Below are 15067 nucleotides of genomic sequence, written 5' to 3'. Positions count from 1 at the left end.
AATGCACTTCCTCAGTTAAAGACATACTTTAACTGAAAGTTGCAATATATGCAAAAGCCCAGGTGGCGGAATTGGTAGACGCGCATGGTTCAGGTCCATGTGCCAGCAATGGTGTGGAAGTTCGAGTCTTCTCCTGGGCACCAAGTTATTTTCTTTATCTAGTAATAAACTTCAATCTTCAAAATTTCTTTTCAAAAGCAATTCAGAATAGTTTTCACTGTAGACTTTCACAAAAGCTTATAAACCTTATAAATTTTGAGTATCTGTATCTTAAAGATATACTTTCACATCGGCACAATTGTTTTAAATTAATGAAAATTATTATGACGGACTATATAGCGAGGGCTAAAGCTATAACGAAGTATACAAATATAAATAATTACATTAATTCCAACTTAAGAGAAGAGAAGGGTTCCTCGAACATGCTGATTTGAATAAACGTATTCATAATCGATTTTAGTTATTAGAGTGTAAAAAATAAATACCTTTAAATCTCATACTTGATTAAGAAACCTAAATAAGCTAAATTTGCTAAGAAATAAACTTGAATAAAAGCAATTTAGTAAAAAAGTGATTACACAATTAAGTCCAATTTTCTTTGCTGGAAAATACTTTTCTTTGATAATCAATAGATATAGTCTGATGTACTAGTAATACTGTTGACAATCTTAGCCAAAAATATATAATGCACAACTTCACAAGCACAACGGTGTTGGTGAATAAGCCCAGGTGGCGGAATTGGTAGACGCGCATGGTTCAGGTCCATGTGCCAGCAATGGTGTGGAAGTTCGAGTCTTCTCCTGGGCACCAGAATTCCAAAAAAAGATATCTAATATTTAGATATCTTTTTTTATTTTGTAAAACTTAAATTAATAATAATCATATTTTAGAGATTTGCAGATTAGCATAAAATTTGCATACTCAATCTACATTTGAATTATTAATTCAAATATCAATTTATTTTGTATCAAATATATAAATAATTTTCAAAATAAAAAAGCTATTTATGTTCCGTAGCCGGAAGCTGATTAAATGCCCATTCTTTATCCGTGCATACCCGTGCGAGTACTAAGCCTAATGGTAAAGCCAAGACAATAAGCATTGCCTGTGCTCCCCAGTTAATAGCATTGATAATATCGTTTTGCTGTAAAAAATACATAGCGCGAAACATATAAATGCCCGGTACCATAATACATACTGCCGGTACCGATAAAGCAATACGCGGACATTTACTATGGCGGCTAAAATAAAATGCACTGATACCGACAATAAAAGCTGCTATTAAAGAAGCTGCCTGAATAGGTATATTAGTCAGGTCTATCATTTCCAGCCGTAAAGTATTGGCATACATGCCGATAAAAGCAGTCATTAAAGCAGTTTTTACCGGGCTGTTAAAAAGCAGGGAAAAACCAAGTACACCAAAAAAGCTGGCAATCAGACGAAAAAAAGCTGTCCATACCGGGTAAAGATTAGGCGAGAGCATAGCTTCCGGTGCCATATGGATTCCGGCTGCAACTACCCATGCAGCAAAAGTGGCGCAAAAAATTACAGTTATGGCATAACCTACACGCTGAATACCAGATGAAAAATCCAGTTTGGCTAAATCCAGCACTCCGGTTATCAAAGGAAAGCCAGGTATCAGAAACAGCATAGAAGCTATATAGCCGGCTGTGTGCTGAATATTTACTTTTAGCAAAAGATGACTACCGCCAATAATCAGAAAATACACACTAGAAGCTACAGCTGCGGCCAGCATGGTGACAACAAACTGATTCAGATGTTTATGTAATAGGGTTTTTCTTAGCGCCTGGCCAAAACCAGAGGCAAAAAATACACCCAGCATTTCAATCAAACCACCACCGATTAAAAAAGTAAAAGATGAACACGCAACCGCAGCAAACAAAGCTGACTGCCGTAAACTGTATAGGGCTGGTTGATTTTCAATTTCTGACAAAGATTTATCAAGAAAGCGAATCAGCTCGCTTTCACTCATTTGCTGATAACGGGCCTGTGTTTCTATCAGCAGAGTTTCAAGCAATTGGATATTATTAGTATTAATTCCAACTCCTTGAATCGTGGTAACCTCAGTTTTAAATTGTTTCCCATTACGGCAGGTAGAGTTGATTTCAGTAAGCGTAATATGTGCCTGATTTTCCACGCCGAGCATATAAGCGACATGACGCATTGACTGCTTAATGCGATAACTCCCGGTACCTGCTGCCAGACAAATTTTACCAACGCGTAAAACCAGATCCGATTTGATATTTAACTGAAGCTCATCAGAAGAAAGAGGCAAAGACATAATACTTTTTTATAAAAATAGTAGGCAAGTATTATAACGCTTGTAAATAGATGTTGCTTAATAAGAAATATTATTTAATTCACTTCCCAGCTACTGTAGCAAATGAATATATTCGGCTTCTCAGATTTAATTATCTTCTAAAAAATAATTATTAAAATATATCTCTTAGTCAATTAGTTCTAAGATAATCAACCCCATGATATACGTTATATATTATTAATTGAGCTTTTCAGGTTTAATTTCTAGGTATTTTGTAAATAAACAGTTGAATGCTGCTTAAATTAATCAAAGATGTACAGCATCAAGTAAAGAAAATAATAGGTAATATAGCATATAAATATGCTATTTACATAAATATTGAATTTATGATAATAAAAAATTGTGTGTTTTATAATAATTCTCAGGTAATTTATATGATGATATGGTTATGCAAATCAGGAAAAGGAAGACATGTAAATATGATGAAATTATGATCGTATAAAAATTTAACAGAGCTATTAAAAAGAAAAGATGAAAAAGTTAATTTTTTGAAAAGGGATCAAAATAATGAAGAAAATTTTATTATTTATATTAACATTTATAAGTAACAATGCTTTTAGTAAAATCAGTCTAATTGATGAGATGCTTAATAATCTAGATAATAAAATACAAGCTAATTATATTATTATAAATCAATTATCTGAAATTATTTTAAAAAAGAGATATTGATATTTATCAGCAGGAATGGGAAAAAGAAGTTAATAAAAAATGTAATTGGGTCTATTCTAATATTGATATTTATTTATTTGGTCAGGAAGATAAATTTAGTTATCCATTATGTTTACTGAATGAACAAAATGCTATGATTAATGAATTAATTTTACTAATGAATCATAATAAAATTTTAGTGAATAATGAAATACAACAATATTTTACTAATATTCCAGAACAAAAACAGTACAATATTTATTTTAATTTATTAACGGAAAAATATGCTTTAAAGTTTTGTAGTTCACTTTATCCTTCAACTGGTATTAAAGAATGTATAAACCGATTTCTGTTGACTCAATATATTCCCAAAGAATATGGATTTAAACTTACAGTGGATAAGGGTTATTTGTATGATTCCCCCAATTTATCTGATAAAACAAGAATATATTTGGTTAGAGGAGATCAGATAAAATTATTAAGTTATAAAAATAATTTTTATAAAATCGAATATGCATCAAAAGAAAATAAGATAATAAAAAAATGGCTCCAGTGCACTGCTATTAATGCTTGTATTTCAGATTAATAATACAAAAAATTTTAATTATTAATTTATAGCCGACTTGATATTAAGTAACTTAAATCAAAGAGAACATAACCTCTATGTTTAATTGAGATTTGATAAGAGAATTAAATAAAATTGTACAAAGGATAATTTAAGAAAAAATGATGTAGAAAAATATTAAGCAAAAAAAATCAGCAATTTATAATCAAAAAATCATAAAAAAACACTTCTGCAAATAAAAATTTTTTGAATCAAATGGGTGTCTGCAGATAAAAAAGGGCAATTTTATTATTAGATTATAGTGGGAAAGTAGATAATTTAATTAAGTCAGCAGCGATTTTACAATATTTCCAGCATGTATAAATGTATATACTTTGTTCACCGCACAATAAAACAATCCTATACTTACTGCTACTTTTAAGTAATTTAGAGTTACAAAGTTATATACTGGGATATGGTATTACTCTTAATAAAATTCGCAGATATTTTATGTGTTCAAAGTGGAAATAAATTGATTTAAATTAGTATTAGATGTTTTTAAAAGAGTAAGCAGCTTTTCCTTTAAGGAATAAGCTGCTTCTGTTTGTGCAGAAAATCTATTGATTAATCTGTGCTGTTAATTCGCGGGTTTCATGAAAACGAATATCCGGCCAGCGCTCTTCTGTCAGAGACAGGTTTACACGGTTGGGAGCCAGATAGGTTAGGTTACCACCAGCATCCGTTGCGAGATTAAGTATGTTGGCTTTTTCAAATTCAGCCAGTTTTTTCCGGTCAGAGCAGGACACCCAGCGTGCTGACCAGATGCTGACAGATTCAAATACGGCATCAACACCATATTCGTTGGCGAGACGAGCGGTAACTACTTCAAACTGCAATACACCTACAGCACCGAGTATCAGATCGCCGCCATTATGAGGTCTGAATACCTGTACTGCACCTTCTTCACCAAGTTGTTGTAATCCTTTTTGCAGTTGTTTCATTTTTAATGGATTTTTAATTCTCACAGCACGAAACAGTTCCGGTGCAAAAAACGGGATGCCGGTAAAGGTGAGGCGTTCACCTTCGGTGAAGCTGTCGCCAATCTGGATATTACCGTGATTAGGGATACCGATAATATCACCAGCAAAAGCCTCTTCAACCAGTTCACGGGTATGTGACATAAAAGTGACAACACTGGATGCAGCAATGTCTCGGTTAAGGCGCAGGTGTTTGATTTTCATGCCCCGGGTAAATTCACCAGAACACACGCGCAAAAAAGCAATACGGTCGCGATGCTTGGCGTCCATATTGGCCTGTATTTTAAATACAAACCCGGAAAATTTGTTTTCAGTTGGTTCGACCACACGCTCTAGTGTTTCTCTGGGCTGAGGAGCCGGTGCCCAGTCAATCAATGCATTGAGGATTTCCTGAATACCGAAATTGTTGATAGCTGAACCAAAGAAGACAGGCGTCAGCTCGCCGCGCAGAAATGCTTCTAAATCAAATTCATTTGAAGCAGCCTGCACGAGCTCAATTTCTTCGCGCAGTTGCTGAATTTCTATCGGAAAGAGTTCATTCAGTCGGGAATTATTGATACCTTTGATTACATCAAATTCATGTGGCAGCTTCTCGCCACCGGCTTCAAAGAGGTAAATCTCATCATTCAGGATGTGATAGACACCTTTGAAATTTTTTCCCATACCAATCGGCCAGGTAATCGGAGCGCAGCGGATGTGCAGTATGTTTTCAACTTCATCGAGCAGTTCAAGTGAATCGCGAACTTCGCGGTCATATTTGTTCATGAAGGTAACAATCGGTGTGTCACGCAGGCGACAAACATTTAAAAGTTTGATTGTTTGTGCTTCTACGCCTTTGGCTGCATCGATAACCATCAAGGCACTGTCAACGGCAGTGAGTACGCGATAAGTATCTTCAGAAAAATCTTCGTGGCCGGGTGTATCAAGCAGGTTAACAACATGTTGACGATAATCAAACTGCATCACAGATGAGGCTACGGAAATACCACGCTGTTTTTCGATTTCCATCCAGTCTGATGTGGCAAATTTACCGGATTTTTTCCCTTTTACTGTACCTGCAGAGAGGATAGCTCCGGAAAACAATAGCAGTTTTTCTGTTAGGGTGGTTTTACCGGCATCCGGATGGGAAATAATCGCAAATGTGCGGCGTCGTGCCGCTTCCTGGGCAATCTGACTCATGATTTTTATATTCTGAAAACAATAAAAACAAGACGGCTGTGGCCGTCTTGTAAAGAGGTATATATTGTAGCACAGGTTGATATGAAATCTGTTAATTGGATAGTTTAGTGCTGTTAATCATAATTTTTTATGAAAAAAATCTTGTTTATCGGCTGTTTACCGGTGATATAAACCGGTTAGTCATCATTAGCTGTAGAAAAAAAGCATTTTTTTATATTTAAAACTTGGTTGTTACATTGTAGCTGTGCCTGGGCAGCATTGTGTTTAATAACTGCCAGTGCCAATGAAACTGAGTCTTGTTGTACCTGATTGATAATCAGCCCCGCTTCTTCATTGTTGCTATCATATATGCTGTTTCCGTCGGAAAGCGAGGTAGCACTTTCAACAAGTACCAAGCCGCGTTTTACCTGACCGCGGTACTGGGCGCGAGCGATAATTTCCTGTCCTGGATAACATCCTTTTTTAAAATGCACGGCACCGATAAGCTGCTGATTGAGCATTTGTGCCACACATGTTTCTGTGGTGGCTGCACTAATCCATGGATTGCCGCAGGTAATTTCATGAGTTTTCCATGCTATGGCATTTTCTGTATTCAATGGTGGCAGCTGTTCGATTTTGCCGATACTGACCAAGGAGTGATCTGGCAGTTGTATCTGCCAGATCTGATTTGTCGTTGTTGCTGATAATACATATTGAGGTTGTTCTGGTGTATCTGATACAGGAGTATCATTTGGTAAACAAACTGCTACGCCCCATTCAGGCAAGGTTTCTAATTTTACTTTGCTGCGCATAATGTACATTTGCAATTTTTTCTGTAGTGTTTCACACAGATCGGCTGCAGCAATCAGAATAATATCGTCTCCTCTGTTAAGTAGAAGCATATTGGCGATGACTCGACCTTTAGCTGTGTTATAAGTTGCCAGACATGCCTGTCCTTCTGCAAGATGGTTGATGTCATTTGAAAGTTGATTATGCAAAAATGTGGTGCGATCTTCGCCGCTAACCCGAATAAGACCGAAAAAGGGTATCAGGGTAGATGCTGTGTGTGTCATGTATAAATCCTAATTAATCGTTTTGCTTATTATAAGGTTGGAATTTTTAATATACAAAATAAAAGCTCCGTCCAGAGATGGTACGGAGCTTTGATAAGGGACTAATGAGCAGAGAGGATTATTTACCTTCTACTTTGGCTTTAAGCTGCTGATACATATCAGGATGCTCAGTTTTAAGCAGTTCAGCCACTTCCATATTTACGCGATTAAGTTTGCTTAATTCCAATTGTTCAACGTGTACCAGACGAACCAGTTCACGAACTGGCTTCGGGATATTACGACCTGCTTCATAACGGGAACCGCCAGACTGAGTAACGCCAACCTGACTCCAGAACTCAATCTGATTCAGACCAAGTTTTTTACGGATTTCGCGCACATTGTTAATAGGCTTGAATGCTTTCATGATTTTTATACCTTAAAAAGCTAGTTGTCTATGTTTAGTTGAATTAATTAATATGGTCATTCACAGATAATTATTTATTTTGATAAAAATTTATCAATAAATGTTATGAAAAATGTTTTACCATTATGCATAATTATCTATGGACATCAATATTATCACAATTGTTTTTACATTCAATACAATATTGCTATTGTTTTATCAAAATGCGGTATAACAGGATAATACAAATTTATTTTAATTAAACTAAATTAAGATTTATTGCCTTATATCAGATATTCGTGCAGCTTAAATGTAAATTTATGATATTTCAAGGTGAATTAGGGTTTACCTGTTAATGGACTAACTGTGAGTATTTCATAGCCGTCATCAGTAACCAATACCTCGTGTTCCCATTGTGCAGAGAGTTTGTGGTCTTTGGTTACAACAGTCCATCCGTCACCTAATATACGCAAATGACGTTTACCTTGATTAACCATTGGCTCAATTGTAAATATCATACCGGGTTGCAATTTTAATCCTGTATGACGACGACCATAATGCAACACTTGTGGTTCTTCATGGAATCCGCGTCCGACCCCATGTCCGCAAAATTCCTGCACCATGGAGTAACCTGCATTTTCTGCCACTTGCTGGCAGGCGTAACCAATATCCCCAAGTGTCGCGCCCGGCTTAACTACAGAAATACCGGCCATCATACTCTGGTGAGTGATGTTAATGAGACGGCGTGCCTGCGGGCTGATTTCTCCGACAGCATACATGCGGCTTGAGTCGCCATGAAAACCATCTTTGATAATGGTGACATCTATATTTAATATATCGCCATTTTTTAGTGGTTTATCATCAGGTATGCCGTGACAGATTACATGGTTAACAGAAGTACAGCATGACTTGGGAAATGGCGGGTTGCCATAACCTAACGGGGCAGGATAGCCGCCCTGAACATTGATATGGTAATCGTGAATCAGACGGTCAATTTCATTGGTGGTGATTCCCGGTTTGATAAACTGGCCTATGTAGTCAAGAGCTTCGGCAGCCAGCCGGCCAGCAACACGCATTGCAGCAATTTCTTCTGCATTCTTAATAATCACGGCCATGATTTTTCCTTTTAGGGTAATTAAAACAATTCAGTTAATGTGTACAATAATTTAAGCATTGACCAGTAAACTTAGTTCATCAGCAATGTTTTGTTTACGCATAAGGCTTTCACCGATAAGAAAAGTGTTAACCTGATGCTGTTGCATCATATGAATATCGTTTGTGGTGAAAATACCACTTTCTGTCACAATAGTTTTTCCGGTTAATGCAGGCAGAAGTTTGATAGTTTGTTGTAAATCTACTTCGAAAGTACGCAGATTACGATTGTTTACTCCCCATAGCGGGGTACGCATATTAATGCATTTTTCAAGTTCGTCTTCGTTATGAATTTCGAGTAATACAGTCATACCCAGCTCGTGAGCAATGGCTTCATATTCGGTTAACTGGGTACGGCTTAATGCTGCTGCAATAAGTAAGATTGCATCTGCATTGTATGCCCGGGACTGGTATACCTGATAGACATCTATGATGAAATCTTTGCGCAGTACCGGCAGATTGCAGGCATTGCGTGCGAGATTCAGATAGCCAAGGTTACCCTGAAAATAGTTTTTGTCTGTTAATACAGACATGCAGGCTGCGCCACCAAGCTGATAATCTCTGGCAATTTTTTCTGGTGAAAAATCAGGACGAATCAGTCCTTTAGACGGGCTAGCTTTTTTAACTTCGGCAATAATGGCAGCTTTTCCCTGATGATGTTTTGTATGTATTGCTTCAAGAAAAGGACGCGCAGGGGCTTGGTCATAGGCTTTTGCCCGCACTTCAGCCAGTGATTCAGCCGTTTTGGCTGTAACCATTTCGGTTTTTTTTGTGGCAATAATTTTATTTAAGATATCACTCATGGTTTTTTTGTCCGAAGTTACATGCTGAAGCTGAATTAATGAAAAAAGTGAAAGATGAATTGTGTGAAGAAAGAAGTAAGGGTTCAGGATGCTGTATCTTCACTAATTTCCGTTTTCAATACCTGAAAAATAGCGCGGAAAGCTTTTGGTGGCTTTCCTGCTGCCTGTTCCTTACGGGCATTGCGGATTAATGTACGCAGATTATTGATATCAATATGCGGATAGCGGCTGATAATTTCAGTAAGGCTGCTGTCATCGGAAATTAAACGATCACGCAGATTTTCCAGCCTTTGTAAATAAGCATTGTGTGCACTGTTTTCGCCTTTGAGGCGAGCCAGATAATCACTGATTGGTTTGGTATCGGTTTCGCGCATCAGACGACCGATAAACTGAGCCTGACGTTTCAGTGCGCTGTTAGAGGTAATTTTCTGATAGCTTAATACTGCCTGTAATAAATCCTCTGACAAATTTATTTTTTTCAGTGTATCAGCAGACAGTTTAGTTAGCTCCATACCTAATTGCTGCAAATCATTCATTTGCTTTTTCAATTGGGTTTTACTTACCCATTCTTCGTCTGCACGGGACTGACTGTCTGTATTACTGTTCATATATGTATGTATTACGTGTATATCGGAATTTCAAGTATCTATTTTAGCAAAAAATCCATATCATTTCAGTTGACATGTATGTTTAACTGCTGCCAGTGCTGAAATCAGCATGTTAGAATGCAGGCTTCTTCGCATGAGAGTAGATTAATGTTTCATCATAGTGCCGATCAGTTACAGGAGCTGTGCCAGCAGGCAATCAATAAAGCCAGAAAGCAGGGAGCCAGTTCTGTTGAAATTGATATCAGTGAATCTGCGGGTCAGAATGTACAGGTACGCCAGCAGAATGTCGAACATATTGAGTATCAGCAGGATAAATCTCTGGATGTAACTGTTTATCTGGGACAGGCTAAAGGGCGTGCAAGTACTGCTGATTTTAGTAATAAGGCAATTGACGAAGTCATCGGTGCAGCTTTGAATATTGCCCGTTTTACTGCTCAGGATGATTGCGCCGGTTTGGCGGATGCGGCATTACTGGCAACGGAATTCGGTGATACAGAATCTTTTTTCCCCTGGCGGCTGTCTGCTGATGAAGCAATTGAGATTGGTATAAAAACCGAACAGGCAGCACTTGATACGGATGAGCGTATCAAAAACTCCGAAGGAGCAGAAGTACAGACTGATCATTATCAGTTTGTATATGCCAACAGTAATGATTTTTGTGCTTATCAGCGCGGCAGCAGGCACAGTATTTCCTGTAGTGTGGTGGCTGCGGACGCTTCTGGAATGCAGCGTGATTATTGGTACGATTTAGCGCGTGATGCACGAGATCTTGCTGATGCTGAAATTATCGGACAGACAGCGGCAACACGTACAGTACGGCGTTTGGATGGCAGATCTATGGCTACAGGAAAATATCCGGTAATTTTTGATACTACTATAGCCGGTAGTCTAATTGGTCATCTGGTAGGTGCACTGAGTGGTAGTGCGTTATATCGGCAAACCAGTTTTCTGGTGGATAGCCTTGGTAAACAGATTATGGCGCCCTGGGTATGTCTTACAGAGAAACCACATGTGAAAAAAGCGCTTGCCAGTACATATTTTGATGCTGAGGGTGTAGCCACACATGAACGTACTGTTATCAATGAAGGCTCTGTTGCGGGTTATTTTCTTGGCAGCTACAGTGCGCGTAAGTTAGGTATGCGCACTACTGGAAATGCAGGTGGTGTTCATAATTTATACCTTAATCATACCCATGCCAGTCAGGACGATTTATTGAAAACAATGGGAACCGGTTTATTGGTTACTGAGTTGATGGGGCAGGGTGTAAATGCTATTACTGGTGACTATTCGCGAGGCGCGGCAGGTTTCTGGGTGGAAAACGGTGTGATTGCCTATCCGGTAGAGGGTATTACAATCGCTTCACGTTTACAGGAAATGTTTATGGCGATGGTTGGTGCAGCAGATGATGCGTTAAAGCGCAGTACGCATAAAGTTGGATCTATTCTGATAGATAATATGACTATTGCTGGTGCCTGAAACGTAAATGATTATGGGAATTTGTTTGATTAATAGACGGGCAGGAAGTAGAAATGTTTGGTAACTGTCTGCTTAAAAGGATTGAAAATGAGCTTCCGTAAAACATTGTGGTGTGTATTTTTTCTGGCTGTGCTTTGTGCAGCTGGTTCTTTTGTTGGTCAGTATGTTCTGGGTATGAACCCGTGTGTGCTGTGTATTGTTCAGCGCGTTGCGGTTATTGCCACTGCGCTTCTGGCATTTTTGTGTGCCTGCTGTCCGAACCGCAACTGTATTGAGCGGGTGATAAATGCTATTGTGGTCAGTCTGGCACCCATAGGCGGACTGGGTGTAGCTGTATATCAGATATATATTCAGCATCTGCCATTGATGGATCAGCCATCCTGTGGCGCACCGTGGACTTTCCGTCTGCGTGATGCGCCATTGTTTCATTGGTATGAACCGATTATTCGCGGTACAGGTAATTGTGGTGAGGTTCAGAAAATTTTAATGATACCTTTACCAATATGGAGTGCGTTATTTTTTACAGCTGTATTGATTTGGGTCTGGGTATGGTTTTGGCGAAGCCGTAAGGGCTAAAACCGGGCTGAGTTTCCTGCTGAAAACAGATTTGTTCGAATGAATGCTATGGTATGAATGCTAGATTTTTACTGAAGACTATTAGTCATATAACACTGGCCGGGTTTCTGCTATACAGTCTGTCTGCATGTAAGGACAGTGGCGGATGGTCTGGCGGAGATGATAATTCACCGAATGACAGCAGCAGAATATTAAATCAGCCTTCTCAGATAAGCAGGCTAATACCTGCTCGTGTAAAAGAACGAGATGCGTGGGCTGTGGATATTAGCCGGATCATGGATGAGCTGAAAATCAGTAAAACACAGGAAAATGTATGTAGTGTAATTGCCGTTGTAGATCAGGAGTCAAATTTTGTTGCTAATCCAACTGTTCCGGATCTTGGTAATAAAGCAATTAAAGCTTTTCAGACAGAAGTGCCGCAAAAATTTGTCAGACAGTTCGGACCTGCTCTGGGACCGGCAGTTTCACGCTATTTTACTTCAGTGCTGGTTAATGAACCCAGCAAAGAAAACAGTTTCCTGATACAGATGCGTACGGTTAAAACCGAACAGCAGCTGGATTTAATTTACCGGCAGATATTTGCTTATGTTTCAAAGCAATTTTATGCAGATTCAATTACCAATGCCGCAGCTAAATTTATGGGAAAGGATATCGGAGAAGATAATAATCCGATTACAACAATTGGTTCAATGCAGGTATCAGTAAAATACGCACGTGAACATCAGCGCGATAATGCTTCGGTAAATGAATTACGTGATTATATGTATACACGTGAAGGTGGTTTATATTATGGTATTCACCGGCTAATGAAGTATCCAGCAGCCTATGATAATGCTCAATATCGTTTTGCTGATTATAATTCCGGCATGTATTCAAGCCGTAATGCGGCTTTTCAGCAAGATATAAATAAACTGCTTAATGCAGATATGGCACTGGATGGAGATTTATTGCTGTATGATAAAGATGATAAGGCGCAATCAATGCCAAGTCAGACTGAAACTGCACTGAATCAGTTATTTGCCGATCATGGTATGCCAATGAAACCGGAACAGATACGTGCAGATTTATTACAGGAAAAACAGGCAGAATTTGAAAATACATCCACCTATCAGAATGTAATTACTTTATATAAGCAACAGTTCGGTAAGAATCCGCCATATGCCATTATGCCACAGGTTGTAATTAGCGGACCAAAGTTAAGCAAAGATTATAATACCAACTGGTATGCTACTAATGTCACACGTCGTTATGAAACTTGTATGCGGCATGGTGGAGGGACCGGACGCCATCGTAAAAGATAAATTCAAACATAAAAAAGCCAGTATATGAATATACTGGCTTTTTTATCGGATTAGCCCTGATTTTTTTGTTTTGCTTCAAGGATTTCCCAGCGTTCAAGTTTTTCCAGCATCAGCTCTTCAATTTCAGCAATACGTGTTTGCCATTCAGTTGCCAGTTTATAGTCATTTTTGAATATTTCCGGATCGGAAAGTTTATTATTCAGCTCTTGCTGCTCTGCTTCGAGAGCAGCAAGCTTGTCGGGTAAGCTGGCGAGTTCACGTTGTTCGTTGTAGGAAAGTTTATCGTTGCGTCGGCTTTTTTGCCGGTTTTTATCAGGATTACTGGTATTTTTGCTTGTTGTGGGCGCTGGTGTTAGTAAGCTTTGTTCACGTTTTTGGGCGTCAATATAATCCTGATAACCGCCTATGTATTCTTTTAACTGACCATTACCTTTGAAAACTATGGATTGGGTAACTACATTATCCAGAAAAGTACGATCGTGGCTGACAAGAAATACGGTGCCGTTATAATCCCGCAATAACTCTTCCAGTAATTCCTGCGTATCGATATCCAAATCATTTGTTGGTTCATCAAGTACCAGAATATTCGCCGGACGAGTAAATAGTTTAGCCAGTAATAGCCGGTTGCGCTCGCCACCAGAAAGTGATTTGACTTCACTACGAACTCTGGCCGGAGAAAACAGAAATTCTTCAAGATAACCAATTACGTGTTTACGCTGGCCGCCAATATCAATGTAATCATTACCCTGACCTATAGTATCAAAAACAGTATCGTTTTCATTTAATGCACTACGAAACTGATCAAAATAGGCAACTTCCTGACGTGAACCCAGCCGAATTTTGCCTGAGGTTGGCTGTAATTCACCTAAAATCAATTTTAAAAAGGTGGTTTTGCCAACACCATTTGATCCTATCAGACCGATTTTGTCACCGCGCTGAATAACACAAGAGAAATCACGCATAATAAGGTGTTCACCATAAGCAAATCCGGCGTGTTCAAGCTCTGCTATAATTTTCCCGCTGGCTTCACCACGATTTAAATTAAAGCTGACCTGACCCTGCACCTCACGACGTGCAGCGCGTTCGCGGCGCAGTTGTTCCAGTCGTTTTACCCGCCCCTGGTTACGTGTGCGGCGTGCTTCAATGCCTTTGCGAATCCATGCTTCTTCCTGAGCATGAAATTTATCAAAAAGCCGGTTATGTTCAGCTTCAACAGCCAGTTCCTGTGCTTTTTTTTCACTATAAGCACTAAAACTTCCCGGGTAGCTACGTAAATGTCCGCGGTCTAATTCGATGATACGCGTAGCTACACGATCCAGAAAGCGTCGGTCATGTGTTACGACAATCAGGCTGCCGGCAAAATTGCCTAGCAGATTTTCCATCCATTCTATCGCTTCAATATCCAGATGGTTGGTTGGTTCATCCAGTAACAGGATATCAGGTTTTTGTACCCATGCCTGAGCCAGAGCAACGCGCTTTTTCTGACCACCGCTTAAATTGCCAATCAATTCGTTTTCCGGCAGTTGTAATTCACTTAAGGTTTGCGCAATTAAGGCATCAAATTGCCAGCCGTTACGGTTTTCCAGCTCATTTTGTAATTCAGTTAACCGATTCAGACTGGCTTCATCACCTATATTCTGGCTGAGCTCATGATACTCACGTAACAGATTTTGCAGTTCACCCAATCCTTGGGCTATGGTGTCAAATACAGTGGTCTGCGGGTCAAAAAAAGACTCCTGCGGAACATACACAACTTTTTGGTTGTTTTGGATGGTCAACAATCCGTCATCCAGTTTCTGTACCCGGGCCAGAATTTTCAGTAATGTGGATTTCCCGGCACCATTGCGACCAATAAAGCCTATTTTTTCACCTGCATCCATTTGCAGAGATGCATGATCCAGTAAGGAGTGGTGACCTACAGCAAAGCAGGCATTATCGAGTGACAGAATACTCATGATTAAAACGGAT

Annotated in this window: 12 protein-coding genes and 2 tRNA genes; 6 read left to right on the top strand and 8 right to left on the bottom strand. The window is 38.9% G+C overall.

All coding sequences use genetic code 11. The annotated features are described in order from the left end of the window. The first annotated feature begins 56 nt into the window (after nt 1–56). Nucleotides 57–143: transfer RNA gene (locus H3U73_RS04480), tRNA-Leu, on the top strand. Nucleotides 144–723: 580 nt separating this feature from the next. After that, nucleotides 724–810: transfer RNA gene (locus H3U73_RS04475), tRNA-Leu, on the top strand. A 190-nt stretch (nt 811–1000) separates the two neighbouring features. On the opposite strand, the gene H3U73_RS04470 is transcribed toward H3U73_RS04475, so the two are convergent. Beyond that, nucleotides 1001–2302 carry a threonine/serine exporter ThrE family protein gene (locus H3U73_RS04470; protein ID WP_025330607.1) on the bottom strand — a complete coding sequence of 434 codons (1302 nt, stop codon included), beginning with the start codon at nt 2300–2302 and terminating at the stop codon, nt 1001–1003. Between the two features lie 841 nt (nt 2303–3143). Here H3U73_RS04470 and H3U73_RS04465 point away from each other — a divergent pair. Then, entirely contained in the window at nt 3144–3575 is a 432-nt protein-coding gene (locus tag H3U73_RS04465) for a hypothetical protein (protein WP_198190112.1), read from the top strand. Nucleotides 3576–4150: 575 nt separating this feature from the next. Here the strand turns inward: H3U73_RS04465 and H3U73_RS04460 are convergent. The 6 genes from H3U73_RS04460 to yjgA form a co-directional block, all read right to left on the bottom strand. Then, nucleotides 4151–5749 carry a peptide chain release factor 3 gene (locus tag H3U73_RS04460; protein WP_198190111.1) on the bottom strand — a complete coding sequence of 533 codons (1599 nt, stop codon included), beginning with the start codon at nt 5747–5749 and terminating at the stop codon, nt 4151–4153. A gap of 176 nt (nt 5750–5925) precedes the next feature. Further along, a complete protein-coding gene (locus H3U73_RS04455; protein ID WP_198190110.1) occupies nt 5926–6801 on the bottom strand; it encodes a folate-binding protein YgfZ in 876 nt (291 codons plus the stop codon). 118 nt (nt 6802–6919) lie between these two features. Continuing rightward, the gene (locus tag H3U73_RS04450) at nt 6920–7204 is read right to left on the bottom strand and encodes a DNA-binding transcriptional regulator (protein WP_025330612.1); all 285 of its coding nucleotides are present in this window, start codon (nt 7202–7204) and stop codon (nt 6920–6922) included. A 317-nt stretch (nt 7205–7521) separates the two neighbouring features. Beyond that, nucleotides 7522–8298, bottom strand: coding sequence for a type I methionyl aminopeptidase (gene map / locus H3U73_RS04445; RefSeq protein ID WP_025330613.1), 777 nt, complete (start codon nt 8296–8298; stop codon nt 7522–7524). 51 nt (nt 8299–8349) lie between these two features. Continuing rightward, the gene (gene trpC, locus H3U73_RS04440; protein ID WP_025330614.1) at nt 8350–9138 is read right to left on the bottom strand and encodes an indole-3-glycerol phosphate synthase TrpC; all 789 of its coding nucleotides are present in this window, start codon (nt 9136–9138) and stop codon (nt 8350–8352) included. Between the two features lie 83 nt (nt 9139–9221). Beyond that, the gene (gene yjgA / locus H3U73_RS04435) at nt 9222–9746 is read right to left on the bottom strand and encodes a ribosome biogenesis factor YjgA (RefSeq protein WP_025330615.1); all 525 of its coding nucleotides are present in this window, start codon (nt 9744–9746) and stop codon (nt 9222–9224) included. A gap of 117 nt (nt 9747–9863) precedes the next feature. On the opposite strand from yjgA, the gene pmbA reads away from it, so the two are divergent. The 3 genes from pmbA (at nt 9864) to H3U73_RS04420 (ending at nt 13099) form a co-directional block, all read left to right on the top strand. After that, the gene (gene pmbA / locus H3U73_RS04430) at nt 9864–11222 is read left to right on the top strand and encodes a metalloprotease PmbA (RefSeq protein ID WP_232336199.1); all 1359 of its coding nucleotides are present in this window, start codon (nt 9864–9866) and stop codon (nt 11220–11222) included. Nucleotides 11223–11309: 87 nt separating this feature from the next. After that, entirely contained in the window at nt 11310–11798 is a 489-nt protein-coding gene (locus H3U73_RS04425) for a disulfide bond formation protein B (protein WP_084551551.1), read from the top strand. Between the two features lie 53 nt (nt 11799–11851). After that, complete coding sequence (locus H3U73_RS04420) at nt 11852–13099, top strand: DUF1615 domain-containing protein (RefSeq protein WP_084551550.1); 1248 nt, start codon at nt 11852–11854, stop codon at nt 13097–13099. A 50-nt stretch (nt 13100–13149) separates the two neighbouring features. Here H3U73_RS04420 and H3U73_RS04415 read toward each other — a convergent pair whose 3' ends face one another. Further along, nucleotides 13150–15054, bottom strand: a complete 1905-nt coding sequence (locus H3U73_RS04415) for an ATP-binding cassette domain-containing protein (protein WP_084551549.1) — start codon at nt 15052–15054, stop codon at nt 13150–13152. Nucleotides 15055–15067: the final 13 nt, after the last annotated feature.

Origin of the sequence: Snodgrassella sp. W8124, assembly GCF_016100875.1 — a bacterium.
GTDB classification, from domain to species: domain Bacteria; phylum Pseudomonadota; class Gammaproteobacteria; order Burkholderiales; family Neisseriaceae; genus Snodgrassella; species Snodgrassella alvi.
The sequence above is the reverse complement of the archived record's forward strand: the minus strand, read 5'-3'. Positions and strand labels throughout refer to the sequence as shown.

Bases quoted from the DNA above. Each gene is read 5' to 3' on its own strand.
- map (WP_025330613.1), bottom strand. From the start codon at position 8,298: ATGGCCGTGATTATTAAGAATGCAGAAGAAATTGCTGCAATGCGTGTT.
- H3U73_RS04420 (WP_084551550.1), top strand. From the start codon at position 11,852: ATGAATGCTAGATTTTTACTGAAGACTATTAGTCATATAACACTGGCC.
- H3U73_RS04425 (WP_084551551.1), top strand. From the start codon at position 11,310: ATGAGCTTCCGTAAAACATTGTGGTGTGTATTTTTTCTGGCTGTGCTT.
- trpC (WP_025330614.1), bottom strand. From the start codon at position 9,138: ATGAGTGATATCTTAAATAAAATTATTGCCACAAAAAAAACCGAAATG.
- yjgA (WP_025330615.1), bottom strand. From the start codon at position 9,746: ATGAACAGTAATACAGACAGTCAGTCCCGTGCAGACGAAGAATGGGTA.
- H3U73_RS04470 (WP_025330607.1), bottom strand. From the start codon at position 2,302: ATGTCTTTGCCTCTTTCTTCTGATGAGCTTCAGTTAAATATCAAATCG.
- H3U73_RS04415 (WP_084551549.1), bottom strand. From the start codon at position 15,054: ATGAGTATTCTGTCACTCGATAATGCCTGCTTTGCTGTAGGTCACCAC.
- H3U73_RS04465 (WP_198190112.1), top strand. From the start codon at position 3,144: ATGATTAATGAATTAATTTTACTAATGAATCATAATAAAATTTTAGTG.
- H3U73_RS04450 (WP_025330612.1), bottom strand. From the start codon at position 7,204: ATGAAAGCATTCAAGCCTATTAACAATGTGCGCGAAATCCGTAAAAAA.
- H3U73_RS04460 (WP_198190111.1), bottom strand. From the start codon at position 5,749: ATGAGTCAGATTGCCCAGGAAGCGGCACGACGCCGCACATTTGCGATT.
- H3U73_RS04455 (WP_198190110.1), bottom strand. From the start codon at position 6,801: ATGACACACACAGCATCTACCCTGATACCCTTTTTCGGTCTTATTCGG.
- pmbA (WP_232336199.1), top strand. From the start codon at position 9,864: ATGCAGGCTTCTTCGCATGAGAGTAGATTAATGTTTCATCATAGTGCC.